The sequence below is a fragment of the Colwellia sp. SU-HH00943 genome, from assembly GCF_057546125.1.
This window is the reverse complement of the sequence record NZ_BAAJLW010000001.1, coordinates 1016547-1041224: the sequence shown is the minus strand read 5'-3', so window position 1 is coordinate 1041224 and position 24678 is coordinate 1016547. Positions and strand designations below refer to the sequence as shown.

General features: G+C 38.9%; 25 protein-coding genes. 9 read left to right on the top strand and 16 right to left on the bottom strand.

Going from position 1 to position 24678, the window contains the following annotated elements; translation table 11 throughout:
* Positions 1–195: 195 nt before the first annotated feature.
* The 4 genes from AC27GZ_RS04600 to AC27GZ_RS04585 all read right to left on the bottom strand — a co-directional run bounded on the left by AC27GZ_RS04600 (position 196) and on the right by AC27GZ_RS04585 (position 4328).
* Positions 196–1023: a phosphotransferase gene (locus AC27GZ_RS04600; RefSeq protein WP_487093698.1), complete on the bottom strand. Its 828-nt coding sequence runs from the start codon at positions 1021–1023 to the stop codon at positions 196–198.
* 5 nt (positions 1024–1028) lie between these two features.
* On the bottom strand, positions 1029–1667 hold the full coding sequence (gene pnuC, locus AC27GZ_RS04595; protein ID WP_487093697.1) for a nicotinamide riboside transporter PnuC: 639 nt from the start codon (positions 1665–1667) through the stop codon (positions 1029–1031).
* Complete coding sequence (locus tag AC27GZ_RS04590; RefSeq protein ID WP_487093696.1) at positions 1667–1933, bottom strand: hypothetical protein; 267 nt, start codon at positions 1931–1933, stop codon at positions 1667–1669. The genes pnuC and AC27GZ_RS04590 overlap by 1 nt, the downstream gene beginning before the upstream one ends.
* Positions 1934–2213: 280 nt before the next feature.
* Entirely contained in the window at positions 2214–4328 is a 2115-nt protein-coding gene (locus tag AC27GZ_RS04585) for a TonB-dependent receptor (protein WP_487093695.1), read from the bottom strand.
* A 405-nt stretch (positions 4329–4733) separates the two neighbouring features.
* On the opposite strand from AC27GZ_RS04585, the gene AC27GZ_RS04580 reads away from it, so the two are divergent.
* On the top strand, positions 4734–8198 hold the full coding sequence (locus AC27GZ_RS04580; protein WP_487093694.1) for a hybrid sensor histidine kinase/response regulator: 3465 nt from the start codon (positions 4734–4736) through the stop codon (positions 8196–8198).
* Positions 8199–8201: 3 nt separating this feature from the next.
* Positions 8202–9128, top strand: coding sequence for a hypothetical protein (locus AC27GZ_RS04575; protein WP_487093693.1), 927 nt, complete (start codon positions 8202–8204; stop codon positions 9126–9128).
* Here AC27GZ_RS04575 and AC27GZ_RS04570 read toward each other — a convergent pair.
* The 12 genes from AC27GZ_RS04570 to coaBC form a co-directional block, all read right to left on the bottom strand.
* Positions 9125–9592 carry a DUF3106 domain-containing protein gene (locus AC27GZ_RS04570; RefSeq protein WP_487093692.1) on the bottom strand — a complete coding sequence of 156 codons (468 nt, stop codon included), beginning with the start codon at positions 9590–9592 and terminating at the stop codon, positions 9125–9127. The two genes, AC27GZ_RS04575 and AC27GZ_RS04570, sit on opposite strands and share 4 nt — an antisense overlap.
* On the bottom strand, positions 9592–9858 hold the full coding sequence (locus AC27GZ_RS04565) for a hypothetical protein (RefSeq protein WP_487093691.1): 267 nt from the start codon (positions 9856–9858) through the stop codon (positions 9592–9594). Before AC27GZ_RS04565 ends, AC27GZ_RS04570 begins: the two co-directional genes overlap by 1 nt.
* Positions 9859–9874: 16 nt before the next feature.
* Complete coding sequence (locus AC27GZ_RS04560) at positions 9875–10258, bottom strand: hypothetical protein (RefSeq protein ID WP_487093690.1); 384 nt, start codon at positions 10256–10258, stop codon at positions 9875–9877.
* Positions 10251–10784: an RNA polymerase sigma factor gene (locus AC27GZ_RS04555; protein ID WP_487093689.1), complete on the bottom strand. Its 534-nt coding sequence runs from the start codon at positions 10782–10784 to the stop codon at positions 10251–10253. Before AC27GZ_RS04555 ends, AC27GZ_RS04560 begins: the two co-directional genes overlap by 8 nt.
* A 78-nt stretch (positions 10785–10862) precedes the next feature.
* Positions 10863–12746 (bottom strand): DUF4382 domain-containing protein, encoded by a 1884-nt coding sequence (locus tag AC27GZ_RS04550; RefSeq protein WP_487093688.1) that lies wholly within the window; start codon positions 12744–12746, stop codon positions 10863–10865.
* A 189-nt stretch (positions 12747–12935) separates the two neighbouring features.
* Positions 12936–13595, bottom strand: coding sequence for a response regulator (locus AC27GZ_RS04545; protein ID WP_487093687.1), 660 nt, complete (start codon positions 13593–13595; stop codon positions 12936–12938).
* A 71-nt stretch (positions 13596–13666) separates the two neighbouring features.
* A complete protein-coding gene (locus AC27GZ_RS04540) occupies positions 13667–14734 on the bottom strand; it encodes an ABC transporter ATP-binding protein (RefSeq protein WP_487093686.1) in 1068 nt (355 codons plus the stop codon).
* Entirely contained in the window at positions 14731–16311 is a 1581-nt protein-coding gene (locus tag AC27GZ_RS04535; RefSeq protein ID WP_487093685.1) for an ABC transporter permease, read from the bottom strand. Before AC27GZ_RS04535 ends, AC27GZ_RS04540 begins: the two co-directional genes overlap by 4 nt.
* Positions 16312–16383: 72 nt before the next feature.
* Positions 16384–17415 carry an extracellular solute-binding protein gene (locus AC27GZ_RS04530; RefSeq protein WP_487093684.1) on the bottom strand — a complete coding sequence of 344 codons (1032 nt, stop codon included), beginning with the start codon at positions 17413–17415 and terminating at the stop codon, positions 16384–16386.
* A gap of 197 nt (positions 17416–17612) precedes the next feature.
* The gene (locus AC27GZ_RS04525) at positions 17613–19082 is read right to left on the bottom strand and encodes an aminoacyl-histidine dipeptidase (RefSeq protein ID WP_487093683.1); all 1470 of its coding nucleotides are present in this window, start codon (positions 19080–19082) and stop codon (positions 17613–17615) included.
* A 14-nt stretch (positions 19083–19096) separates the two neighbouring features.
* Complete coding sequence (gene slmA, locus AC27GZ_RS04520) at positions 19097–19693, bottom strand: nucleoid occlusion factor SlmA (protein WP_487093682.1); 597 nt, start codon at positions 19691–19693, stop codon at positions 19097–19099.
* A 60-nt stretch (positions 19694–19753) separates the two neighbouring features.
* On the bottom strand, positions 19754–20962 hold the full coding sequence (coaBC, locus tag AC27GZ_RS04515; protein WP_487093681.1) for a bifunctional phosphopantothenoylcysteine decarboxylase/phosphopantothenate--cysteine ligase CoaBC: 1209 nt from the start codon (positions 20960–20962) through the stop codon (positions 19754–19756).
* Positions 20963–21073: 111 nt separating this feature from the next.
* On the opposite strand from coaBC, the gene radC reads away from it, so the two are divergent.
* The 7 genes from radC (at position 21074) to AC27GZ_RS04480 (ending at position 24665) form a co-directional block, all read left to right on the top strand.
* Positions 21074–21796 (top strand): RadC family protein, encoded by a 723-nt coding sequence (gene radC / locus AC27GZ_RS04510; RefSeq protein WP_487093680.1) that lies wholly within the window; start codon positions 21074–21076, stop codon positions 21794–21796.
* A gap of 109 nt (positions 21797–21905) precedes the next feature.
* Positions 21906–22208 carry a PilZ domain-containing protein gene (locus AC27GZ_RS04505; RefSeq protein WP_487093679.1) on the top strand — a complete coding sequence of 101 codons (303 nt, stop codon included), beginning with the start codon at positions 21906–21908 and terminating at the stop codon, positions 22206–22208.
* A gap of 102 nt (positions 22209–22310) precedes the next feature.
* Complete coding sequence (locus AC27GZ_RS04500; protein WP_487093678.1) at positions 22311–22979, top strand: AAA family ATPase; 669 nt, start codon at positions 22311–22313, stop codon at positions 22977–22979.
* Positions 22966–23352: a hypothetical protein gene (locus tag AC27GZ_RS04495; protein WP_487093677.1), complete on the top strand. Its 387-nt coding sequence runs from the start codon at positions 22966–22968 to the stop codon at positions 23350–23352. The genes AC27GZ_RS04500 and AC27GZ_RS04495 overlap by 14 nt, the downstream gene beginning before the upstream one ends.
* A 287-nt stretch (positions 23353–23639) precedes the next feature.
* On the top strand, positions 23640–23876 hold the full coding sequence (gene rpmB / locus AC27GZ_RS04490) for a 50S ribosomal protein L28 (RefSeq protein ID WP_159822134.1): 237 nt from the start codon (positions 23640–23642) through the stop codon (positions 23874–23876).
* Between the two features lie 36 nt (positions 23877–23912).
* Positions 23913–24068, top strand: coding sequence for a 50S ribosomal protein L33 (rpmG, locus tag AC27GZ_RS04485; RefSeq protein WP_044834320.1), 156 nt, complete (start codon positions 23913–23915; stop codon positions 24066–24068).
* Positions 24069–24173: 105 nt separating this feature from the next.
* Positions 24174–24665, top strand: a complete 492-nt coding sequence (locus AC27GZ_RS04480) for a hypothetical protein (RefSeq protein ID WP_487093676.1) — start codon at positions 24174–24176, stop codon at positions 24663–24665.
* The last annotated feature ends 13 nt before the right edge of the window (positions 24666–24678 follow it).

The window sequence follows — 24678 nt, the reverse complement described above, 5'->3', positions numbered from 1 at the left end:
GTTATAGCATTATCACGCAAATAACAAGCCAATTAATAAGTTATTGAAATATAGGGGTATTATTTTTGTTTTGTGTTTAAAATGGATTAAGTCAGTTTTGATATGGTGCAAATGCACTATAAATAACGTTACAACGAGTGGGGTTTTAGTAATGGTAGTAATGGTAGTTTCGAGTGAGTTATTAGGGGGGGTTGGTTAATTAAAAAAGAAATTCCCTATTTTCAAATTAGGAATATTTCTCCATTGTTGCTCAGCTAAGCCTTTCAATTTTTCATCATATGTATTGTTGTAGGCGTTTAAATACCATAAGCCATTGATGAAGTAACTAAACAATAAAAAGTGCGCTAATTGTGAACGGTTAATATCTTGAGAAGCGTATTCTTTGTATTGTTCAATAAGCGTTGGAATGTATTGGTTGTCTAAGTTATTTATCGCGATAAACATCGCTAAATCATATTCTGCAGGGGCAGCACAAACACACTCAAAATCGACTAATACACTATGATTTTCTGGGGTGATTATGATATTGCCAAAGTTTAAATCACCATGGCAATTAACAAGGTCATCAGTGTGAATCAACTTAGAGCTGATTTTGTTAGCAAACGCTAATAACACTTGCCTTTGAGATGTTGAAAACTCAATGTTAGCCATTAACTCATGCATCAGGTTTTCAGGTTCAAGCTCTTTAACAGAGTGATCTATCTGATGGAGCTTTGCCATCAGTTTTATGGCAATCAATCTTTTTTCATTCGTTGTACATTGCTTGAGCGCTAAACTTTCCCCGTTAATAAATTGTGTGACCAACCAGTTCGGATCATGATAAATCACGATTGGGCTAAGGTGTTTTTTAGCAGCCTTGAGCGAGGCATTAACTTCGTTTATTGAAGGAGCGCTTTTAACAAAAAACTGTTGTCTATTTTCAACCACTTGATAACACTTATTGCTGTCACCTTCAGCGATTGGAATCACGGTTTTTATTTGTGTAAAACAGGGTAAATTATTGAGGGTTTCTATTATGTTCATTGAATTTATTTAGCGTGATTTGCATTCATTTGAACTGAATACATCTCTCGCCATTTTAAATAACCATAACTGGCAATAATGACATAAATAATAAATAAGAAGGCTGTAGGCTGTAAATCTTTCTCTAGGTATAAATAGATAGACACAAAGTCGATGGCTAGCCAATAAAGCCAATTTTCAAGTACTTTTTGAGTAATTAAATAAGTGGCAAATACCGCAAATACTGTAGTGAAGGTATCAAGAATTGGAAAATCAGCAGGGGTAAATGTTGCCATTAGATAACCAACAACCAACGAGATTATTGTCAGCACAGTGCATACTTTTAAATGCCAGCTTGCTGAGTGGGAGATGACAATAAAACTGCTGGGTTGTACCTCCTCATCTAAACTTGTTTTTTGTCTCCATAGCCAAAAGCCATAAACCGCCATTAATAAGTAGTAGATGTTTAACAGGCTGTCCATGAGCAGTAGAACATCGTAGAAAATAAAGGAGTATAGGGCTGTGCTGATAAAGGCAGCAGGCCAGCACCATATAGAGCCTTGGGTTGCTAATATGACATAAGCCAATGACAACAACATGGCCGTTAATTCTAACCAAGGCAGTGTTGCACTGTATTGAATAAAACTATTGAAGAGCTCAATCATTAATTTTCAGCTTCTACCTGTGAGCGATCACCATTAATAAACTTGCAAACAAAAACGGCGGCATTGGTTGTACTATGCACATGTTTGATTTCTGCCATGACCTTGCTAACGGCTAAATCATATTCACCAAAAACCTGTGTGCTCATACCGTTAGTCACTACCTTCAAGCCGTCAACATTGCGTAGCCGCTTTATGAAAGCCCAAATTTCATTTTTATATTGCGCTTCAGCAAGTGGGTATAAGCTTAGCTCTATCGAAATTTGCATTTTAATTCCTTAATGTTAGCGTGAACAAGTAGTTAACCTGAAATTTGCATAAACAAAGCGTTTCAAGCGGTTATTTTTACTGTCTTCTTCGTTAAACTTACTTGCAATAGACCAGCTATTGACGCGCAAATTTTCCTTGAATATAGCAAAAATTCCTCGCTAGAAATGTCAAACAATCCTAAGCGTTTGATTTAATAGGTGTTGCACAATTTCTTATACAAACCTCAGGTTAGTTAATCAGCTTAGGTATGAAGATATCACCTTGCTCGCGCTAATAGTATTAAAATTGATAATCTAACGTCACGCCAAAAACAAGCGGCTCAGCTAGTTGAGTATATTGCTTGGCAGTATAACCATCTCTAGGATCATTACCGAAATAGAAACCACGGTTAGCATAATCTTCGTCTGTTAAGTTACGTCCCCAAACTTTGACTTGGTAGCTATCGCCTAAATAACTTAATGAAGCATTGAGCAGTGCCACTGACTCTGATTGTTCATCATGGCTATCAGAGAAATAATAGCTATCTTTACCGTCAACTGAGATATTCACTAGCCAATGTTGGTTTGGTTGGAAATTAACACCTAAATTATATTGGTAGTTTGGCGCATGTGCTTGTTCTCTACCACTTAATGATTCACCGTTGGCATTGATGAAATCATTAAATTCAGTATCAAGCAAGCCAAGGGAGCCGTATAGCTCAACGAGGTCATTTATCTGCCAGCTCGTCTCTATTTCAATACCCTTATTGGTGCCAGATGCTGCGTTGCCAAGGTAAGCAATAAACTCTGAACTGCCATCAGGTCTAACAATGGTTTTGGAACTTTTTACTTGAACATCTTCTCTGTCCATGTAAAAAACAGCTGCTCGTAGATAAGCGGCGTTATCCAATAAAGAAACCTTATAACCTAACTCGTAGTTAAGTAAATATTCAGGATCAAAAGTTCGTAGTTCATCAGGTAAGCTACCGTCTGTATTGGCTCCGCCAGCTTTAAAGCCACGATTGATTGAACCATACCAAAAACTGTCATCAGTTTGCTGGTAGCTAAGAACTAACTTACCGCCAAACATGGTATCTTCAGGACTGTCATTGAAACCATCTGAATTTATATAGTCGCTACTGCGCTGTTCAACTCTTAAGCCTGTGGTAAGTGACCACTGTTTGCTAAGTTGACTGTCAAGTTGTCCATAAACGGCAATTGACTGGGTATCAAATGATGACATGAAATCGCTATCTAGATAGGTATATTGACGATTTAAGTCTTCATCATCTTGTTTAAAGTAAATACCCGCAACCCAAGCTGTTGAGCCGTTGAATATTTCATTGCCGTTATTGGATAACGCTCTTAGCTCAACTGTTTGAGTGGACTTATCGCGGAAGTAATGGTCAGTTGAAGAATACTCCCAGTAGGCAAAGTCAGGGTTTTCAATATTTTCAGGGTATGAAATGCCTACGTACGCCCAGTCTTCATCATAGCCATAAGCAAGATCAGAATCAGCTGTGCTTACCAGTGCTTTTAAGGTGAAGCTGTCAAAACCTTGGTAAGTAAAATCAGCAGAAAAAGCATAAGTTTTTTGCGTGTCAAAACCTGGTTCATCAGACATTGTTTCGCGGGTGTTATCTAATGAAAAGGCATCATAGCCATTATTAAAATCAAAATAAAATCCCGCTAAATCGATAGTAAGATCATTACTGGCTTGTATAGACAACTTTCCTCTAAGGCTTGTTTCGTCTCGGTTGTTTGTGTCGTCTCTTTCTAAGTGTGTGTTTTCAATAAAGCCGTCGCTTTTATATTGGTTACCCGCAAAACGGTAATTAACAAGATCAGAGGCTGAACCAGAAAGTGCTACTCCTAAACCGTAGCTGTTATAGTTACCTGCATCGAGTTTTATAGCCCCTTCGAACTCATCCGTAGGTGCTTTAGTGGTAATATTAATCATACCTGCTAAGGCATTAGCGCCAAAACGTGTACCTTGAGGTCCACGAAAAATTTCAGCTTGCTGGACATCAAAAAGTGAGGCAATACTGCCAATACCTGTAAAATCCACACCATCGATAATCATACCAACAGACGGGTTAATAGGCTCATTAAACTGACTACGTTCACCTATGCCGCGAATTTGATAATAACGCGCACGTTGAGAGCCGCTAGCAAAGGTAACATTTGGGCTAACAGCAACCAACTCTTCAAGGTGCTGAGCATTACGTTGTGCTATTTCTACCTCTGTTAATACAGAAAGTGATGTTGGTGTTTTTAATAGGTTTTGCTGACGAAAATCACTGGTGACGGTAATAACTTCAACATTATCATCTTGCGGTGCTTCATCAACAGCGTTTGCATTGGAAAGGGTTAGTGAAGAAACCGCTAATGTGAGCAAGGATTTAGTAAATTTCATAAAGATCTCATACATATGATAGCCAAAATGTTTGGCAGTTTATGGGATCCGGCAATGGGAGGTTGTCTTTTTAGACTGTGATGTGATCACTAACCATTCCTACGCCGATTATTTATTCGCAGCTAAGTGCTTATAAATTCCCGTCCAGGTTCAAAGGGTTTGTTGATAACATCAACATCTCAGCGACTATATATTTACTTGCTTTGTTGTCGTTGCACAGTAAATAAAAATCACACTCCTTGGTTTGCGGTGCAGTCTAACAAAAAATTTAACCATTGCGTATGTATTTAATGACAAAATAGCTAAAAGTCGTATTTATCTGGATGTAACTGATTAGATATATTGGTAGTCTTTAAGGATGTGTTTATATTTTGTTTGAGTACAAGGTAATAATAGAGGATTGTTATGTTTCCTAATTGGCAGTTAGTCAGTATTAGTTTTGTTTACATTGGCTTGTTGTTTCTTATTGCCTATCTAGGGGATAAATACCGTCATCAACTAGCGAAAAAAGGCCAAGGCATTATTTATGCCTTAACACTGGGAGTGTATTGTACCTCGTGGAGTTTTTTAGGCACAACAGGGCAAGCATCCACAAACTTCTTGTCGCACATTCCTATTTACCTTGGCCCGATTATTCTGTTTATTTTCGCTTGGCCATTTATTCAACGTATTATCCGCATTAGTTTAAAACTTAATTTAACGTCTATTGCTGATTTATTGGCTGCACGTTTTGGTAAGTCTCATAACCTCGCCATTATTGTTACCCTAGTTGCCTTTGTGGGTACCATGCCGTATATCGCTTTACAGTTAAAAGCTATGGTGTATACCTTCCAGCAGCTACAAATAGATCAAAGTATGTCTAGCTGGCATATAGGCTTAGCTGTGAGCCTTGTTCTTGCCGGTTTTACGGTGTTATTTGGCATACGAAATATTGATGTTACTGAGCGCCATCCCGGTGTTATGTTGGCCATTGCTTTTGAATCGCTAGTTAAAATAATTGCTTTTTTAGCGGTGAGTTTATTTGTCTGCTTCTTCTTGTTTGATTCGCCTGCTGACATTTGGCAGCAATCGGGTGCAAGTATGAAGCTTGAACAGCAAATGAATGTCAATAACGTCAGTTCCATGCTGGCTATGCTAGTGATTGTCATGGCAGCATTTTTAGCTCTACCTAGACAGTTTCAAGTGATGGTTGTAGAACTGAAAGATCAAAAAGATACTTGGCTAGGTCGCCGCGTTTTTCCTGTTTATATTTTAGTATTTGCTTTTTTTGCTGCACCGTTAGGCTTAGCAGGGCAATTACTGTTAGGGGATACCGTGCCATCAGATGCTTATGTGTTATTTTTACCCGGTGTTGGCGGCCAAACTTGGTTAACTCTGCTGGCTTTTATTGGCGCTGTTTCTGCTGCTAGTTCTATGGTGATTATTTCAGCTATTGCCCTTAGTACTATGCTGAGCAATGAAATTGTTTTTCCGCTACTGTATCGCCAACAAAAAGTGGCCCAGAATAATTATGACAATTTTAGACAACGCTTACTCAATATCCGTAAGTTGTTAGTGCTGTTTATTATTCTTTCAGGTTATGGTGTGTATATTACGGCCTCGCCTGATGCTTTATATTCCTTCGGTGAGGTGGCGTTTGGGGCTTTTGCTCAATTAGCACCCGCTTTGGTTGTTGCGTTTTATTGGCGTAGAGCTAGTTTAGTAGGTGTATATGCTGGAATTCTGGTTGGCTTTATTTTGTGGCTAACATTAAGCTTTCTACCGCAATTTGGTTTATATCCTTCCCCTTTTGCTGAGGGTTTACTACCGGCGAAAACCACATCAACCTTATTCAGTTTAGTGGCAAACATCATTGTGATGTGGGCACTTTCACAGATTAGTCGCCAAAGTGTTCAAGAGCGTGTGCAAGCATCTCTCTTTTTAGAATGGCAGTCTCCTTCAGTACTCAAAGTTGAAAAAAAGCGCCAATTAGACGTACAAGAGCTAGAGTTGTTAGCGTCACGTTTTGTCGGAGAGAAGAAGGCGAAATCAAGCTTTAGTTTATTTCAATCTTCAAATGATAGAAAACAGCTGGGCAATGCCACGTATAACCAACTGTTATTACAGCACACTGAAAATACTTTAGCTATGGTGATGGGCGCTTCCTCTGCACGCTTGGTACTGTCTTCAGCATTAGATGGTCGAGACATTGCTTTAGATGAGCTTGCGGTATTAGTGGAAGATGCTTCTAGTCAAAAGCAGGCCTTCACGCAAAACTTACTGCAAAGCGCAATTGAAAATGCCGGTGAAGGTATTTCTATCGTTGATGAAGAGCTTAAACTGGTGGCTTGGAATAAAAAGTATTTAGATTTATTTGGCTACCCAGCAGATCTTATTTATGTAGGTAGCCCGATAGAATCGCTCATTCGCTACAATGTGAAACGTGGCTTATGTGGTGCAGGTGATATTGATAACCAAGTATTCAGACGTCTCGAGTATTTACGAAAAGGCAGCCCGCATAGCTCTGAGCGTCAGCATGTTAATGGCCAAACTATCCGCATAGAGGGTAACCCTCTGCCTGGTGGCGGCTTTGTAATGATGTTTTCAGATATTACTGCTTATCGACAGGCTGAGCAGGTACTTAAAGAAGCCAATTTAGATCTAGAAACCCGAGTTTATGAGCGAACGCTTACTTTAGCGAAAACCAATGAAGCATTGGCGAAAGCCCATGAAAAAGCAGAGCAAGCTAACATTGCTAAAAGCCAGTATTTAAAAGCTTGTAGTCATGATTTAATGCAGCCATTAGAAGCTGCTCGATTATTCACGTCGGCGTTATCAGAACAAGGTAGCTTAACGCATGCTCAGCAGCGACAAGTTGATAGTATTGATAGATCGCTAAAAGCGGCAAATAATTTATTAGCCGACTTGGCAGAAATTGCTCGCTTAGAAAGTGGCAATATCAAACCTCATATTGAAGTTTTTGCCCTGAATGATTTATTTGATGATTTGGCCCAAGAATTTGCTGCTTTAGCGGTTGAACAGCGGGTTGAATTCAGGCTTGTTGACACTAAAGTGTGGGTTAAATCAGATCAGCACCTATTAAGGCGTATTATTCAAAACTTGGTGGGAAATGCTTTTCGTTATGCAAGCCCTGGCAAGGTACTCCTTGGTGCACGTGTGTTTGATAATAAAGTTACGATTCAAGTATTAGATAACGGCCCCGGTATTCCATTAGAAAAACAGGTGTTGGTTTTTGAGCAATTTACCCAGTTAGATACGCCAAGTAGTCAAGCTGGTAGAGGACTAGGTTTAGGGCTTAATATTACTCAGTCGTTAACCAAGTTATTAGGGCACTCTTTGAGTTTGCAATCTCGAGAAAATCAGGGCTGTAAATTTTCCATCACGGTTGAGAAAGCTAGTCAGTTAACTCAAGCGCCTAAGCAACTATCACCCGTAAAAGGTATGGGTTTGAAAGATATTACGGTATTATGCATTGATAACGACCCTGATGTCTTAAGTGGTATGGTGGAGTTATTGTCTGCTTGGCAGTGTAATATCCTTGCCGCTGATTCTCGTGATAGCGCGCTACAGGAATTTGCTAATCATGAAAGTGACATTGATATTTTATTAGTTGATTATCAATTAGGTTATCAAGCAGACCTTCCTGTTGGTGTTCAAGCTGATGGCTTAACCTTAATCGCTGATATTCGCCAACAGTGCAACCACTATATACCGGCAATTTTGATCACAGCAACGACGGAAAGCGGTATTGAAGAAAAAGCACATGCTGCTGATGTGGGCTATATGCGTAAGTTAGTAAAACCTGCAGCATTAAGGGCAATGATGAGTGCTAAACTAGCACAAAAATTACAAGCTGATTATGTTGATTAATAAATGAAGTATTTGTTTACCCTAGTGTTTATATTGGGTAGTTTTACCATTCCTAATGTTGCTTTTTCAGCGACAGTGCGGCTGCTCTTTGATAGTCAGGAGTATAATGCTCCTTTGTATAACAGCCAAGAAACCATACAAATGACAGGGTATGGTTTAGATTTCTCTCACCTGTTTAATGATACTTGGTCTATTAGCTTTGGCGGGCAAGGTAGTGATGGACATAAATCGAGTCATGATCCGCAATTTAGCATTGACTCAAAGCAGCAAGAATATAGCGGAAATCTTAATTATTTTTTTGAGCAATATACAATTTCACTTGCCTATCAGTACATTGATTTTGAACTTGCTAGCTCAGAGAATTTAGATACTGAACGAAATAGGGTTATTGAGAGTTTTGACTACTCTGAAGCCATAAATTCTAATGCTTTTTCATTAAGTATTGGTCGAGATATTGACTTTGAGAATTCATGGCTTACCGTTGATTTTGGGCTGGCCAGTGTTAGCCAACAAGCCAGTTATGAAAGCTCTATTACTACTGTTAACCCTATTAACGAGCGCTATTCTAAACAAACCACAATACAAGATAGTCATAGTTGGCTGTTAACGAGTATGATGTCGTACTCAACTATTTGGACATGGCAAGCATTCGCTTTTATTCCCTCGTTACAACTTAGCGTAAATCATGTTATTGCCGGTGATGATATTTATTTGCTTAATTCAGTGTCAGGATCATCACGCACAAACCGAGAGTTAAAAACTGATGAGCAGTTCAGGGAGCCACTGACAGGAGATACAGTCACAACCTTAGGTGCAACAATCACCATGATTTTAACTGACAACCTTGCCATTGATGCTAGTATTAATCGTTTTTATGCTCAATCAACGCAGGCTAATTATTTCTCTCTTGGCCTAGGTTGGGAGTTTTAGTTTCTAATTTTTCTTTTTAGTCTCATTTTATTTTTTAATTGCTGACGCTGTTCAGGTGATAGCTTCTGCCATTTGTTTTTTAACTGTTGCTTTTTCTCAGGCGAAAGTGACTTATAGTTTTTATAAGTGTTGCGTAGTTGTTTTTGCTTAGCTTCAGGTAGTGCTTTGAAGGCCGCATAATTCTCTCTTAATGCAGCTTGCCTTTCTGGAGTGAGTTGTTGCCATTTTTTATATTTTGAAGAGGTTTGTTGGCGCTCATCAGCACTCATTTTCAGCCAGTTATTTGCGCCTCTAATTAATTTATTTTGTTTGCTGGTGTCTAATTGCGCCCAATCATTCTCAAAAGCGGCTAGCACTTGTTTTTGTTCATTGTTTAGTGATTGCCAAGTTACAATATTGCCTTGCGCGCTAAAAGCATGAGTACTGACAAACAAAGTAAAATATAAAATACAGTATTTGAACATTATTCTACTCCTTCCTTTGTTATGTTATTGCCAGTTTTCTGTGTGGGGGATGTTGTTTTCATTTTTGTATCTGTATCTGTATCTGTGTCAGTGTCTATTGGTTTTTTATCAATCAGCGAGCTATCAATTTTTTCCATCATTAAAGGATCTAACCATTGCTGTTCTACTTTATCCATTTCGGCAATATAAAGCAGAAATTCAGCAGTAAGTGCTTGCTCTTTTTCAGCTTTTTTTTCAGTTGCATTTACCCAAGTACTAGTACACATGAGTATTGCCACTCCACTATAATAAAGTTTGTTCATTGCCTTGTTCATTGCCTTGTTCATTGCCTTGTTCATAGTCTTGTTCAGATAACCAATAAATAAATTCTAATTCAGCTAAAAGCTCTGGGTCTTCATCAACATCGTGCTGAGCTATTATTGCAGGTAAGTGTGAACTTGTGTCTGTTTCTAGCCAATAAAAGCTTAATAACAAGGCGAAAGCTGCTACAGAAAAAGCACTAACAAGGCCATTATGTTGAAATAGAGCTGCGCGTTTATTAGTTGTTTTAGCTTGGCTGAGCGCTTTTTGTCTGATACTCGTTAACTCTGCGGTAATGCTACTGTCGAGTTGCTCAATACTATTATCAAGAGAGTTTTTAGCATGTGTCTCGATTGATTTAGGCATCTAAATTCTCCAAGTGTATTTTTAGCTTACTGACCGCGCGTGAGTAATGGGTTTTTACTGTTCCTTCGCTACACTGCATGATTTGTGCAGTTTTTGCTACAGAAAGCCCTTGCCAGCAACGTAATAAAAAGCATTGTTGTTGTTTAGTGGGTAACGCCTCAATAGCGATAAGCATATGATCAACTTTTTCAGATTTTACCAGTATCTCTTTTGGATTATCTTCATCAGTTGTTAAGTAGTCATTAGCGCTATAATCTGTTTGCTCTTCTTGATCATGCTGCTGCCAAAAAAAGAATAAATTTCTAAATTTTCGCTTACGATGAAAGTCCATTATATTGTTGTGTAAAATACGATAAAACAACGCAGGCCATTCCTGATGCGGATTATCGCTATACTTGCGCACCATTTTCTCCATGGTATCTTGCACAATATCAAGGGCATCATGAGTATTTAAGGTTGCGAAATTTGCCATTTTATATGCCTTCTTTTCGACGCTAGCCAGAAACTGAGCAAGTGAACTGGTCAAGCATACCTCCAATGATAATGGTTAGACATAAAATATGGCATTCAAGGCGTTAGGGCGCTTGAATGCCTTTTGATCAGCTTACTGTAAAATGATACTGACAGCTACTGCTTTTATGCCTTGAAACTCTTCAGAGTATGTACCTTTACTGGTAATTTTATTAACAAGTTTCCCTTCATTTAAATCAGCACTTAATGCATCAATGAAGTCTGCATAATCAGTAAAGTAGTTAATACTTACACCACGTTCTTTAATGGCAAAGCGACCTTGTTCTGCTTCACTATTGATTGCCTGAACTGATTCAGCCTGCGCTTGCGCAAATTTTTTGCGAATACCACGATGCGACATACTTTGTTTAGCTTCATCTGGTTGCCAACTAATTTGCATGGTTTCACTATCAATCAATAAACTAGCAGTTGCATCACGGAAGTTGGCAACAAAGGTAACATTTTTCTGGCTAATATCTTGTTGGATTAAACTTTGAGCAACAAAATCGTCAGGTGCTTGACCAAAATCAGTGACATAGCCTTTAACGGTTAACCAGTCATCGGTCGCTAAATCACTAATAACTAAATTGCCATGACTTACTTCATACATTTGAGGAACTGCATCTTGCTCTGTTGTAGAGCCAGTACCAGTGAAGTCATATTGCTCTACAGGTCTTCTATTTAATGTATTGATATCAAGGGTTAGTGGCGATGCTTGTACTACTTGCCCGGTTAACTTGGACATTTTTAGGTGGATGGTTTCATCATTACTGTTAAATAGTAGTTCATCGTCAAACAAACCTAGGGCTTTGATTTTTTGACCAACACTTAAACTATCGGCAGTGGCTTCTTGTTCCCCAAAAGTTGTGAAGCTGGTGGTATCATTAAATGATAAGGTAATGGTTTTTCCATGACTAGCTTTGCGATTTTCAGGGGCAAATATAACACCGCTAACGGTAATATCATCATCAATACGTGCTGTGACAACCCCTTTGAAGATGTCTTTACCTGACCATGCGACACTGCTACCAGCTTGAATCGTTTGTGCTGTGAATTTCCCTTCTGTATCGATGAAACCTAAAGCTATAATTGGACTATCTACAGTCATGCCTGCTAACACTGCCAGAGCATCACTATTGTCAATATCACTACCATCAATTTCAAAAAGGGTTTGCTCATCTACATTGATGATGACTTCACCAAACTGCCCTTGTTTTTTTCTAAATGGCTTGACGGCAATGCTTAGGGTATTGTTATCAGAATCAACGGCTTGTAATAAACCTCTCGCTCTATGCTCTCGTTCTTCATCGAGAGATACCGCTACATTAATAAAAGGCTCTACTTGTACAATGGCGGGTGAAAAAGAAAGCACTTGGTTACTTGCACTGAGATCTAAATCTAACGTAAGTGCTGCAAGCTTTCCTTGGTTAATTTCAAGCTCTGAATCGTCTGTTAGCATTAACGTTAACTCAAAGGTGGTAATAGGCTCGCCATCCACATCCTGCACTGTGGCTTGGTAACTGTCGCCTTCCTCGTCTTGAATGATAATATTGGCGCTTGAATAATCTAAGGTGAATGATATTTGGTTATATCGGCCAGCAGGAATGGTATTGATAGAAAATAATTCTGATAAATCTGTATATTGAATGAAATCAACACGTGAAGATGCAGGCGTTACGCTAACCTGAGTGCCATCTACTTTTACTAAATTAATAGCAGTAACATCAACATCGTACGATAAAAAGTCATCTTCATCATCACGAATGACAATCATTACTTGGCCTGTAGCCTCCGGTAATTCTTCAACTATTTCCGTTTCATCACTGCCACCACCACAACCACTGAGGGTTAAACTTAGTCCGAGTATTATGGCTGATAAACTAATATTTACTGTAGCGGTTGATAAGTGTTTTTCTGAGTATTTATTAAGATTTTTCTTATAAAGGTTGAAATAATCTTTCACTTTTTTATTTATCATTGTGTTCTCCTGATTACTACGAATTTTCACATGCAGTAATTAAAACGCTTCGGCAAGCAAATGGTTGACAACAAAAACAAATAAATTTTAAAAGAGTTATTTTTCAATGGCCTACCAAAACATTTAGCGAAGTTTTTGTGATGTTTTGATAGGTTTTTGGATAATAGGCTAGGTAAACTGTCGGGGCGATTATTGTTCGCCGAAGCCTGATTCATTTAAATCAAGTTGGCTGATCACTATTACCGCTTGCGTTCGATTACGGACATCGAGTTTTCTAAATATAGCGGTAGCATGGGCTTTTATGGTTGCTTCAGATACATTTAAGTCGTAAGCGATTTGTTTATTTAGCAAGCCTTGCGCAAACATCATTAAAATGCGGTATTGCTGTTGCGTTAAACTAGCAACACGTTCAGCTATATCGTCATGACTTTTTTCCGTTTGAACCCCTTGAAAGGATTCAGGAAGCCAGACATCACCAGATAACACCGTCATAATGGCTGTGAAAATATCGTCTACCGGTGTGGATTTTGGTACGAAACCAGAGGCACCATAACTCATTGCTTGACTAATGGTGCTGTGATCTTCGTGGGCTGATACCACCACAACTGGAATTTGAGGAAAGTGATTTCGAACATGGATTAAGGTATTAAAACCATGAGCACCTGGAATGTTTAAATCAAGTAACAACAAGTCACTATTGTTATGTGACTGTAATTGCTGCTCTAACTCGTCAATGGTTTCGGCTTCTAACCAAGTAGTGCTGCTTAGTTTGGCTTTTAAAGTCCCTAGTAATGCTTGTCTAAATAAAGGGTGGTCATCAGCTATTATAATTTTTTCTGGCTGAATCATAGAAAACTTCCTCAGTTGATTAGCCTTCTATTCTAACTGAAAAATCATAGATGACAAATTTTATACGTAAGTCATTGTTGAGGAAAAATTAACGCTTGATGTGGGGTTAACTGAATGCAAATTTCCTGATCTAATTTTAGTTGCACTTCGCTATAAAAATTAAGGGTATTAGGTGTAGCATCATCATTTTCAATTAGGCTGTTTATATGATAGAGAAAGCCCTGTTCTGTTAACCTTATTTGGCTTACTTTAGCATTCACCTGACCTTGTTCACATAATGTTATATGTTTATTTCTTAATAACATTTGTGATTGACCTAAAACGGTATCAGTTGACGCTGCTAGGGTAATAGGGCCAAAAGGCGTTGTGCAGGTGATTTGGTGCTCACCTTTTTGAGTAATGTTTACCTTAATCCAGTTTCCTAGTTGTAGAAAATCAGCTACTTGCCAGCTTATTGGCTGTTGGCAAACCTGTAGTGGTGTTCCCGTTTGCAATACTTTGCCTTGGTGCATGACGGCTATTTTGTCAGCAAAAGTAAACACTTCATCTTTGTTATGGGTAACAAAAATAGCTGTGATGTTTAATTGTTTTAGTAATTGACGCATTTCTAGCATCAACTCATTTCGCAGGCGAGCATCAATATTAGAAAAAGGTTCGTCGAGTAATAATAGTTGAGGTTGTGGAGCTAGGGCTCTTGCTATAGCAACTCGCTGTTGTTGTCCGCCAGATAATTGATGTGGAAAGCGCTTTTCTAGATCAGTTAATGATAAGAGCGCAAGTAGTTGCTGTAATCGAGAACTCTGTTCGTTTTTGCTTAACGTGGCAATACCAAAACAAATGTTTTCTTCTACCGTTAAATGTGGGAAAAGTGCATAGTCTTGGAAGATCATACCAATATGGCGATGCTCAGGAGGTACTTGATGGTTGGGCGTTATTGAAGGTTTATCTGCTAAGGTTATTTGCCCCTGTGTTTGTTCAATAAAGCCAGCGAGTGTATTTAACAAGGTTGTTTTACCACAACCACTAGGGCCTACTAGACCGAGAATGTCACCAGCTTCTAAAGTTAAATCAACGTCAGATAAAATGGTTTTATTCTGAAGCTCAACCGATATTTGGGTGATGGCTAATAAGTTACTCACGTTTGGTCCTTTTTGATCGCTTGTTTATTTTGATTGAGCCAAATAATAGGTAATAAACCTAACAGTACGATGACTATAGCCCCAATTGCACCTTGCTCTAACATCTCATCAGAAATAAGCTGATAAATATGTGTGCTTAAGGTTTCAAAGTTAAAAGGTCTTAACAATAAAACGGCAGGTAACTCTTTCATTGCTTCTACAAAAACCAGTAACCATGCTAAATAAATTGAAGGCTTTAGCAAAGGTAAATGCACTTTAGCTAACATTTTTCCTAATCCTACCCCTAAACTAGCTGGAGCGAGATCGAGTGATTTAGGTATCTGTTCACAACCACTGGTAATAGTGCCATTAGCGATTGCCGCAAAACGCACAATAAAAGCAAACACAACGGCAAAAATTGAACCGGATAATATTAACCCTGGTGGGTTATAACCTAGCCAAATAGCGACATCATTAATGGCATGATCGATAGGTGCAAACGTAGACATCATAGCCATGGCGAGTACTGTACCTGGTATAGCATAACCAAAACCTGAAATTTGTAAGGGTAAGTTTCTCTTTCTGTCAGCACTTAAGCGTTTGAATAAGCCGAAAATTAAGGCGAAAACCGTGGCTAGCGTAGCGGCCCAGAAAGCGACTTCGATACTGTTTAAGCCTGTAGGTAACAAGGTAAAGAACTCTTCACTACTGCTGTATTGCCACGCCATGATAAGTAATAAAGAAAACGGCAGTAAAAAGCCTGCAATGGCCAGTGACCAACAAAAAACACTCGCCGCTATTTGCGCCATTTTAGAAAGTATAATAGGTTGCTGTGTTTTATTGATACGGTTTGATTGATGTAACTGACCAGCACGGGCACGCTGCTCGGCAACCACAGCACATAATATCAATAACATTAAGATACTCGCTAAAGCATTCGCTGCGGCTAAATCACTATAACCTAGCCAAGTATCGTAGATGGCCGTTGTTAAAGTATTGACTGCAAAATATTGAACGGTAGCAAAATCAGCTAAGGTTTCCATTAACACTAAGCTAGCGGCTACGGCAATGGCGGGGCGTGCTAAGGGTAACGCTATTTTGTAAAAGCTTTGTTTAGCGGAAAGTCCTAATAGTCTACCGGCTCGTAATAAGTTTTGATCTTGCTGTTCAAAGGCTGTGCGCGTTAATAAGTAAACATAAGGGAACAATACTAAGGCGATGATAATACTGGCGCCGGTTAAACTGCGAATATCAAAAAACCAGTAGTCATTTGGAGATTGCCAGTTGAAAGTAGCGCGTAAAAATCGTTGCACAGGTCCTGCATAATCGAACAGATCTGTATATAAATATGCCACTAAGTAAGCTGGCATTGCTAACGGTAGCATTAATAACCAACGCAGAATTTTCTTACCAACAACGTTAGTGTGCACAATAAGGGTGGCGCTAATGACGCCAAAAACGAGGGATAATAAAACGACAAAAACACCTAAAATTAAGGTGTTTGCAATATAGTCTGGTAGTACGGTTTGCCAGAGGTGGCTAAATAAATCAGTAGAGGCCTTGATACCTGCACTTAGCATGACTAGCACTGGTAGCATGAGCAGCAGTGCTAGTAAGTAACAACTAAGGCGCCAACATAAATTATTTGTTTTGTTGATCACAGTTTCCCTTTAAAGATCAAAACGAGCTTGATCAATAAGTTTCAATGCTAAGTTTCTGTTTTTGGCGATGGTTTCTAAAGAAAGCTCATCGGCTTTAAAACTTCCCCATGAGGCAACAAGTTTTGAAGGAGCAACATCGGTGCGAACAGGATATTCCATATTTGTTTCCGCATAAAGTTGTTGAGCTGGCTTAGAGACTAAGAAAGCCATAAGTGCTTTGGCGTTATCAAGATTAGGTGAGTATTTCGCAATAGCCGCACCAGAAACATTCACGTGAGCACCACGGTTATCTTGGTTAGGAAAGTTAATGTTAACTGCATCAGCCCAAATTTTTTGTTTTTCGTCTTGTAACATTTTGCCAAAGTAATAGCTGTTGCCAAGAGATATATCACAAAGATTTTGGTGAATAGCTTGCACTTGGCCGCGATCATTACCTTGTGGTTTACGCGCTAAGTTACTTTTTACTTTTTCTAGCCATGTTAACGTAGCTGCTTCACCGTGGTGTGCAATCATAGAGGCAACTAAAGCAACATTGTACGGGTGTTTACCGCTGCGTGTACAAATACGCCCTTTATATTTGCTATCGGCTAAGTCTTCATAGCTGATATTGACTTCACCTAAACGTTTAGCAGAATAGATATTACGTACGCGTGTGGTTAACGCAAACCAGGTGTTGTCTGTAGCGCGGTACTGGCTTGGAATTGCGTCGGTAAGCGCCTTGTCGTTGTTGGCTTGCAATAAACCTTTGTCATGAAGCTCTATTAAGCGGCTGATATCTGTTGTTAATAGTATATCGGCAGGACTATATTTACCTTCACGTGCAACTCTTTCAGCCATGCCGTTTTTAGCAAAAACAACATTCACTTTAATGTTAGTTTGTTCAGTAAACTTATCAAAAAGTGGTTGAACTAAAAAAGGCTGACGGTATGAATAGACGTTAACCTCTTCTGCTGCACTCGCTACAAATGAAGTTAACGCTGAACATATTACTGTCGCAGTAATGGTTAATTGGGTGAAGATTTTAGATAGTTTTTGTAACATAAGCGCCTTCCTATACTTTCTATAAAGCATTGTACAACATCAATTAAAATTGCCAGTGAGGGTAGTCAATTTTACTACCACTGTCAATAATGAGAATAGTTATTATTTGCGTTTTGTGTGTTTTATACATAATCATTGGCCAATGAGTATAAGCGACCACTTCAGGGATTTATACCTCTGAGTGATCGCGACCTATATTACTTTGTTGGCACGTTTGCTAACACGCTAGTAAGTAGCTGCCAATATTGTTCAACTGTGGCAATATTTATTTTTTCATCCGGTGAATGTGGGAATTTAATTGTTGGTCCTATAGAAACCATATCCCAGTGAGGGTAAGCGGTTTTAAATAAGCCACACTCTAATCCAGCGTGGATAACCATAATAGCGGGTACTTTATTAAACAATTGTTGATAGGTATCACTAACGGTTTTCATAATGGCCGAGTCTGTATCAGGTTTCCAACCTGGATAGGCACCGCTGAATTTAATATCTGCACCAGCTAATTCAAACACAGACTTTACAGAACGCTGTGTTTCTAAGCGACCATCATCATGCAAACTGCGAATAAGCACTAAGGCATTGAATTTTTTACCTCGGGTTTGAATAACCCCTAAGTTTAATGATGTTTCAACTATGCCTTCGATATCATCACTCATACGCATAACACCATTAGGACAGGCGTTTAAGGCACGCAAAATTCTACTTTGACTAGCCCTGTCCCAACATTGCTCAAAATCTTCAGGTGAGATAAGTAGCATATCTATGTCTGTTTCAATGGCTTTTAAATTACCTTTAATGGTGGCTAAGTATGACGCTAAAGCGGCTTTAAGCGGTTCTACGTTTTCCTTGGCAACAACAAAACTCGCAAATGCTTCGCGAGGAATAGCGTTACGTAAACTGCCGCCATTTAATTCTGTCAAACGAATATCAAAATCATTACTGGCATCAAGTAAAAAACGAACCAGTAATTTATTGGCATTGGCACGGCCAGTATGAATATCAACCCCTGAATGTCCGCCTTTTAAACCAGAAATAGACAAATTAAATGCTTGAGTGTTTTCAGGTACATCATCAAAGGCTAAGTTGAAGGTTGCCGAGCCGTCAATGCCGCCCGCACAGCCCATGTATACTTCACCCTCTTGTTCAGAGTCAGTATTAATGAGTATATCGCCATCAAGCCAATTTGGTTGTAGTTCAAAGGCTCCACTCATACCTGCTTCTTCATCAATAGTCACCAGAACTTCCAGTGGACCATGGGCAATATCATCACTGGCTAATACTGCTAAAGCTGACGCTAAGCCAACGCCGTTATCGGCACCTAGTGTTGTGCCTTCTGCTGTTACCCAGTCGCCATCGGCTTCTGTGATAATATAAGGGCGAATAGGATCGGTTAAAAAGTCGTGCTCAGTATCGTTATTTTTTTGGGGAACCATGTCCATATGCGCTTGTAGGATAACGCCTTTTTTGTTTTCCATACCTTGGGTTGCAGGCTTTGTAATTGCTAAGTTTCCGATAGCGTCTTCTTTAACGGTTAACCCTAAATCTTTTGCCCACGATTGAATCCAAAGTGAAATTTTTTGTTCGTGCTTTGATGGATGGGGGATGCTGCAAATTTTTTCGAATAGTTGCCATAAACTCGTTGGCGTTAAGTGTGATAATTTACCCATGATTTTTCCTGTGTTTATTTGCTAGCCATTAAAAATTGCCATTGCTCGTTAAAATCATCGCTAGGTTTTTTCTCAAATCCAGAGCGGACATATTGGCTAATTTTTCCTTCAGCAAAAGAGACTAGAATATTTGCTAATGCTTGTTCACTAATAGTGAATGCTTTGCCTTCACGTAATTTACGCTCACGCAAAACCTGTTTAAATTGTGACTCAAGCTTTTCAAAAAATTGGTGCACGCGTGTGCGTAAACGTTCATTCTCACCCATTAAGGCATCACCAGATAAAATTCGGCACATGCCCGGATTACGCTCAGCAAAAACCAGTAATACATGCAGAATATGATGGCAGCGGACTAAGGTTTCTTTATGATCACTTAAAATCAGATTAACTCTTGTGAAAATGGATTCTTCAATAAAGTCGATTAATCCTTCAAACATACGCGCTTTTGAAGGGAAGTGACGATACAAAGCGGCTTCAGAAACACCCACTTCACCGGCTAATTTTGCGGTAGTTATACGTTGGCCGGGGCAGTCTTGAAGCATTAACGCTAAACATTGTAAAATTTGCTCTTTACGACTAGGTTTAGTGTTAGTTTTTGAAGCTGTAGTCATAGTTTTTCTTACTCTTTGGTTATTGTTCTTTTTACTTTTAAGGTTGAAAGTTTGATACGTTTAGTGATTTTTTTTGGCTAAGTAATGTTGATTGATGAGTGACACAAGGTGGTTAGCGACAATTTGCTTACTGGCGAGTGGAATATCTGTTTTATCAATAGCGCTAAATAAGGTAATTGCATTATTGTCACTGTTAAATCCTTGTCCAGCTTTTGCCACATCATTAGCGGCTATAAGATCTAAGTTTTTACGCATTAACTTACCTCGAGCATAATGCTCAACATTTTGTGTTTCTGCGGCAAAGCCAACAATAAATGGTTTATCTGCTAAATTAGCAATATCTGCAACAATGTCATGATTTCTTACTAATTCAAGCTGCATCGCTTCATTACTTTTTTTAATTTTTTGTTCTGCAATATTGGCTACACGGTAGTCTGCAACAGCGGCACAGGCAACAAAGGTGGTGCTACTTGGTGCCAGTGCCAAGGCTTGTTGATGCATTTCTTCAGCACTATTCACCTGAATTACTTCACAGCCTGCTGGCGGTGAGATAGCAACTGGACCAGAAATTAACGTCACTTTTGCACCAGCACGCATTGCGGCATGGGCTATTGCATAGCCCATTTTCCCTGAACTATGATTGGAAATGTAACGCACAGGATCAATTGCTTCACGCGTAGGTCCAGCGGTAATAAGCCAGTGTTGATCTGCCAAGTATTTATCTGCAAAGAAATCAATACTTAAGGTTACCAAATCATCGACATCAAGCATACGCCCTAAACCGATATCGCCACAGGCTTGTTCACCGCTTCCTGGCCCCCAAATATGACAATCACGCTTGCTTAATGTGGTTATATTGTCTTGGGTAGCTTGAGCATGCCACATTTGTTGGTTCATGGCGGGCGCTATGGCAATAGGCGCTGAGGTGGCTAGACATAGGGTTGATAGTAAGTCGTTAGCCATACCACAGGCAATACGCGCAATGACATCAGCTGTTGCAGGCGCAATTACAATAATATCAGCCCACTTAGCTAACTCAATGTGTCCCATCGCAAGTTCGGCTTGGGTATCGAGTAAGCTGTCAGAAACTGGATTCGCGGAAACGGCTTGTAACGTTAGCGGGGTAATAAAGGCTTTAGCACCCTCGGTCATTACTACGCGTACATCAGCACCTTGCTCTTTTAAACGGCGTACTAATTCAGGCGCTTTGTAAGCTGCGATTCCACCACTAATACCAAGAACAATTTTTTTATCCTGTAGAATTTGCATAAGCTGCTAATCTTAAACTATCAATTATGGCAGTAAGATAACACTTATTGATATTTTTGAAAAACATAGTGAATGGAAATCTCAATTTAAAAGTATGCTAGGAGGCAAGATATGTTACCAAGTAGTTTATTGGTTAATAGAGAGCAGCAAGGTACTGTTTTGAAAAGTTGGCCAAAAAGGGAAAGGCCAAGAGAAAAGCTTTTGCATTTAGGTGCGCAAAGTTTGAGTGATGCAGAATTACTCGCTATATTTTTAAGAACAGGAATAAAAGGGTGTAATGTTGTTGATTTATCGAGAGGTTTGTTAAATCACTTTGGTAGTTTAGCGAATATTTACCGGGCGAGTGAGCAAGAGTTTTGTTTACAACATGGCTTAGGGCAAGCGAAATATGTGCAATTGCAGGCTTGTTTAGAGATGTCTAAACGATATCTGGCTGAACAATTGGTGCAGCAAGGTAGTGCCTTAACTTCTTCGCAGGCTACACGTGACTATCTTATAAGTGAGTTGCGCCATGAAAACCGAGAAGTATTTGCCGTATTGTTTTTAGATAGCCAGCACCAAATTGTAAAGTTTGAGCGATTATTTTGGGGCACACTTGATGCAGCCGCTGTGTATCCAAGGGTAGTAGTAGAACATGCGTTGAAACATAACGCTGCAGCGGTTATTTTGAGTCACAATCATCCATCAGGTGTGGCTGAAGCGAGTATTGCCGACAAACAAATAACCCAAAGGCTAGTACAAGCGCTGCAATTAATAGATGTAAAGGTGTTAGATCATATGATTGTGGCAGGAAATCAATGCTATTCTTTTGCTGAAAATGGGGAAATATCATAGATACCATAAAGATAGCTTGAAAAAACTACCAATGCTCGTTACTTTTAGGTAGTTTGTATATATAGTAGATAATTAGCCCCCGAGTGCATATATAAGTAAGGACCCTCTTATGACCGATAGTAGTACAAATGAGTTGGAGCGCCGTAAATCATTCCGTCTTGATATGGAAAAAGAACTAGTAGATATCCTATGGACAGATGATCAAGGGCAAGAAAGAGCGAAAAAAATCGCCTGTTTAGACTTTGCCCGAGGCGGTTTAAAACTTGATTGTGATATTGCTTTGCCAACACAACAACAGGTCACTGTTTGCTTTAAGTCAGCGAATGCTAACAATCAAAAGTTATACGGCAAAGTGTTACGCTGTACTAAACAAGATAATGGCTGGTTTGAAGTTGTATTGACTTTAGATTAATTGACGACATAAGCAAGATAAACAAATTGGACTATAATTAACTCTGAACCTCAGTTTTTAGAGTTATATTAATAACTAGGTAGTGTTTAGGAAGAAAAGAATATGATGATATTAGTGGGTGGCGAAAAAGGTGGCAGCGGCAAGAGCTGTTTAGCGCAGAATTTAGCAGTATATTTCGCCAAAAATAAAAAAGCGATAGTGCTTATGGTGGACTGTGATCCTCAAAGAACAACCTCTGATTGGATACAAGCAAGAAACAGTGATCCATCGCTACCAGCAATCAATTGTATTCAACTTTATGGTAAAATTCGTAACGATTTGCTCAGTTTAGGGCAGCATTATGATTATGTTATTGTTGACTGTGGTGGCCAAGATAACTTAGCGCTACGTGCTGCTATGTCTGTTGCTGATCATGTTATTATTCCGCTACGTCCTAAGCGCCGTGATTTGAAAACCGTGCCTCATATGGAAGATATGTTAAGTACCTGTAAAATGGTTAACCCTAAAATGATGGCCTCTTTCGTTATTACCCAATGCCCATCATTACCTAATCAGGCAAATCGTATCCTTGAAGCTAAAGAAGTTTGTAGTTCGTTTGGTATAAACGTACTAAATGCTGTTACGTTTAATCGTAATGTTTATGATGACAGCGAAGAGCAAGGCTCCTCAGTAATAGAAATTGATCCTGAAGGTAAAGCTGCGGGTGAAATGATAGCTATTGCTGAAGAGTTATTAGCCATGAAACCGGACAATGCCCATGAGTTTAACTGATTTAAAAAAAGGCAAGGACAGTAAAGCAACTAAGGAACAGTTTACGGTAGATGACTTTATTGCTGATGCGGATAATTATGCCAAAGGTGCGCCGCAGATAGTCAGTAGTGAAGAACGCGGTAAAATGAATTTGAAACAAGCAATTCATGATGCAAAGCGTTTAATTCAACAAAAGAAAGCGGCAAATGAGCAAAGTAAGCCATTTCGCCGGGCTACTTTCACCTTAAGTGAAAACACTATCGAACAGTTGCAGGTCTTGTCTGAAGGTACTGATTTAGCGAAGTCACACATCATTCGTATACTCATTGATGAATTATCAAATAAAGAGCAAGATGAGCAAATTAAAAAGTTATTCAAATCTAAGGTGAGTTAACTCAGTGCTAAGTTAGTTTGATGGTTTTTTTAGGTAAATTTGCTACTGAGTTCGTTGAATTTTGATTTAAAATCCACCTTTTGGCTGGATTTTTTCTTTTGGGTTGCTTGTAAGTTTTTGATTTTCAATTAATAAAACAAAATTTGCCGCTTTTTGTTATTAGGGGTGGCATTCATAAAACAGTTTCTCTATAATATGCCACCTTTTTCAGGATCCTGAGGCGACGGTCTTGGGCGAATCCTCAGAAAAATAAGCTCGAGCTAATATTAATTTTTGGAGTGACTCAAATGTCTAAAGTTTGCCAAGTAACAGGCAAGAAGCCAGTCGTAGGGAACAACCGTTCTCACGCAAGAAACGCGACACGTCGTCGTTTCTTACCAAACCTTCAATCTCACCGTTTTTGGGTTGAGAGTGAAAATCGTTTCGTTAAATTACGTTTAACTCCGAAAGGAATGCGTATTATCGATAAAAAAGGTATTGATGCAGTATTAACTGATATCCGTGCCCGCGGCGAAAAAGTTTAACCTTAGGTTAACTTTTTAAAAAAGTAAGGAATTATTATGCGCGATAAAATTCGTTTAGTTTCTAGTGCTGGTACTGGTCATTTTTATACTACTGATAAGAATAAAAAGACTATGCCTGAAAAAATGGAAATCAAAAAATTTGATCCTAAAGCACGTAAACACGTAATGTACAAAGAAGCTAAAATTAAGTAATTAATTTTGTTTTAAGTATATTAATAAAAAGCCCAGTTTTTGCTGGGTTTTTTTATGTCAAAATTTCAGTATGATATGGCTAGTGTTATTTTATAAAAGGTTACTATGAAGCTTTCTAGAACAGCATGGAATAATGTCATTATTTTTTCAGTAATGATTATTATATTATTGATTAATACGACTAATGATCGCTTGTTTCCTGAAGATAACAGCAAAAACAATAGTCGAGTTTTACCTGAGCACAGTGTTATTTTGGCGTTAGGCATTAACTTTCCTGATCAATCTAGTCTTACATTTGAGCGTGTTGGCCGAGCTTGGAAAATGACCAGTCAAGGTCGATTGGTTGATTTAAATAATCAGCAAATAGAACAAGTGATGTTTGCTTGGCAGCAAAGTGAAGGCTTGCTTCAGGCTGATGAAATTATTATTGATCAGGAAAATGGCGTGCGGGTGGCGATAAGCCTAGCCGGTATTGAGCAAGAGCAAATGTTCACTCTGTATTTACTGACTGATCAATTATTACTTTTTAATCATCAAAAGCAACTATGGTTATCCTTACCTTCGGCATTAAGCCGCCAACTCATGCCATCGATATAGAAAATAATTTATT

What these genes read in the sequence shown, in the direction of transcription:
- AC27GZ_RS04600 (WP_487093698.1), bottom strand. Translation starts at nt 1,023, where the DNA reads ATGAACATAATAGAAACCCTCAATAATTTACCCTGTTTTACACAAATA.
- pnuC (WP_487093697.1), bottom strand. Translation starts at nt 1,667, where the DNA reads ATGATTGAGCTCTTCAATAGTTTTATTCAATACAGTGCAACACTGCCT.
- AC27GZ_RS04590 (WP_487093696.1), bottom strand. Translation starts at nt 1,933, where the DNA reads ATGCAAATTTCGATAGAGCTAAGCTTATACCCACTTGCTGAAGCGCAA.
- AC27GZ_RS04585 (WP_487093695.1), bottom strand. Translation starts at nt 4,328, where the DNA reads ATGAAATTTACTAAATCCTTGCTCACATTAGCGGTTTCTTCACTAACC.
- AC27GZ_RS04580 (WP_487093694.1), top strand. Translation starts at nt 4,734, where the DNA reads ATGTTTCCTAATTGGCAGTTAGTCAGTATTAGTTTTGTTTACATTGGC.
- AC27GZ_RS04575 (WP_487093693.1), top strand. Translation starts at nt 8,202, where the DNA reads ATGAAGTATTTGTTTACCCTAGTGTTTATATTGGGTAGTTTTACCATT.
- AC27GZ_RS04570 (WP_487093692.1), bottom strand. Translation starts at nt 9,592, where the DNA reads ATGTTCAAATACTGTATTTTATATTTTACTTTGTTTGTCAGTACTCAT.
- AC27GZ_RS04565 (WP_487093691.1), bottom strand. Translation starts at nt 9,858, where the DNA reads ATGTGTACTAGTACTTGGGTAAATGCAACTGAAAAAAAAGCTGAAAAA.
- AC27GZ_RS04560 (WP_487093690.1), bottom strand. Translation starts at nt 10,258, where the DNA reads ATGCCTAAATCAATCGAGACACATGCTAAAAACTCTCTTGATAATAGT.
- AC27GZ_RS04550 (WP_487093688.1), bottom strand. Translation starts at nt 12,746, where the DNA reads ATGATAAATAAAAAAGTGAAAGATTATTTCAACCTTTATAAGAAAAAT.
- AC27GZ_RS04545 (WP_487093687.1), bottom strand. Translation starts at nt 13,595, where the DNA reads ATGATTCAGCCAGAAAAAATTATAATAGCTGATGACCACCCTTTATTT.
- AC27GZ_RS04535 (WP_487093685.1), bottom strand. Translation starts at nt 16,311, where the DNA reads ATGCTACCAGTGCTAGTCATGCTAAGTGCAGGTATCAAGGCCTCTACT.
- AC27GZ_RS04530 (WP_487093684.1), bottom strand. Translation starts at nt 17,415, where the DNA reads ATGTTACAAAAACTATCTAAAATCTTCACCCAATTAACCATTACTGCG.
- AC27GZ_RS04525 (WP_487093683.1), bottom strand. Translation starts at nt 19,082, where the DNA reads ATGGGTAAATTATCACACTTAACGCCAACGAGTTTATGGCAACTATTC.
- slmA (WP_487093682.1), bottom strand. Translation starts at nt 19,693, where the DNA reads ATGACTACAGCTTCAAAAACTAACACTAAACCTAGTCGTAAAGAGCAA.
- coaBC (WP_487093681.1), bottom strand. Translation starts at nt 20,962, where the DNA reads ATGCAAATTCTACAGGATAAAAAAATTGTTCTTGGTATTAGTGGTGGA.
- radC (WP_487093680.1), top strand. Translation starts at nt 21,074, where the DNA reads ATGTTACCAAGTAGTTTATTGGTTAATAGAGAGCAGCAAGGTACTGTT.
- AC27GZ_RS04505 (WP_487093679.1), top strand. Translation starts at nt 21,906, where the DNA reads ATGACCGATAGTAGTACAAATGAGTTGGAGCGCCGTAAATCATTCCGT.
- AC27GZ_RS04500 (WP_487093678.1), top strand. Translation starts at nt 22,311, where the DNA reads ATGATGATATTAGTGGGTGGCGAAAAAGGTGGCAGCGGCAAGAGCTGT.
- AC27GZ_RS04495 (WP_487093677.1), top strand. Translation starts at nt 22,966, where the DNA reads ATGAGTTTAACTGATTTAAAAAAAGGCAAGGACAGTAAAGCAACTAAG.
- rpmB (WP_159822134.1), top strand. Translation starts at nt 23,640, where the DNA reads ATGTCTAAAGTTTGCCAAGTAACAGGCAAGAAGCCAGTCGTAGGGAAC.
- rpmG (WP_044834320.1), top strand. Translation starts at nt 23,913, where the DNA reads ATGCGCGATAAAATTCGTTTAGTTTCTAGTGCTGGTACTGGTCATTTT.
- AC27GZ_RS04480 (WP_487093676.1), top strand. Translation starts at nt 24,174, where the DNA reads ATGAAGCTTTCTAGAACAGCATGGAATAATGTCATTATTTTTTCAGTA.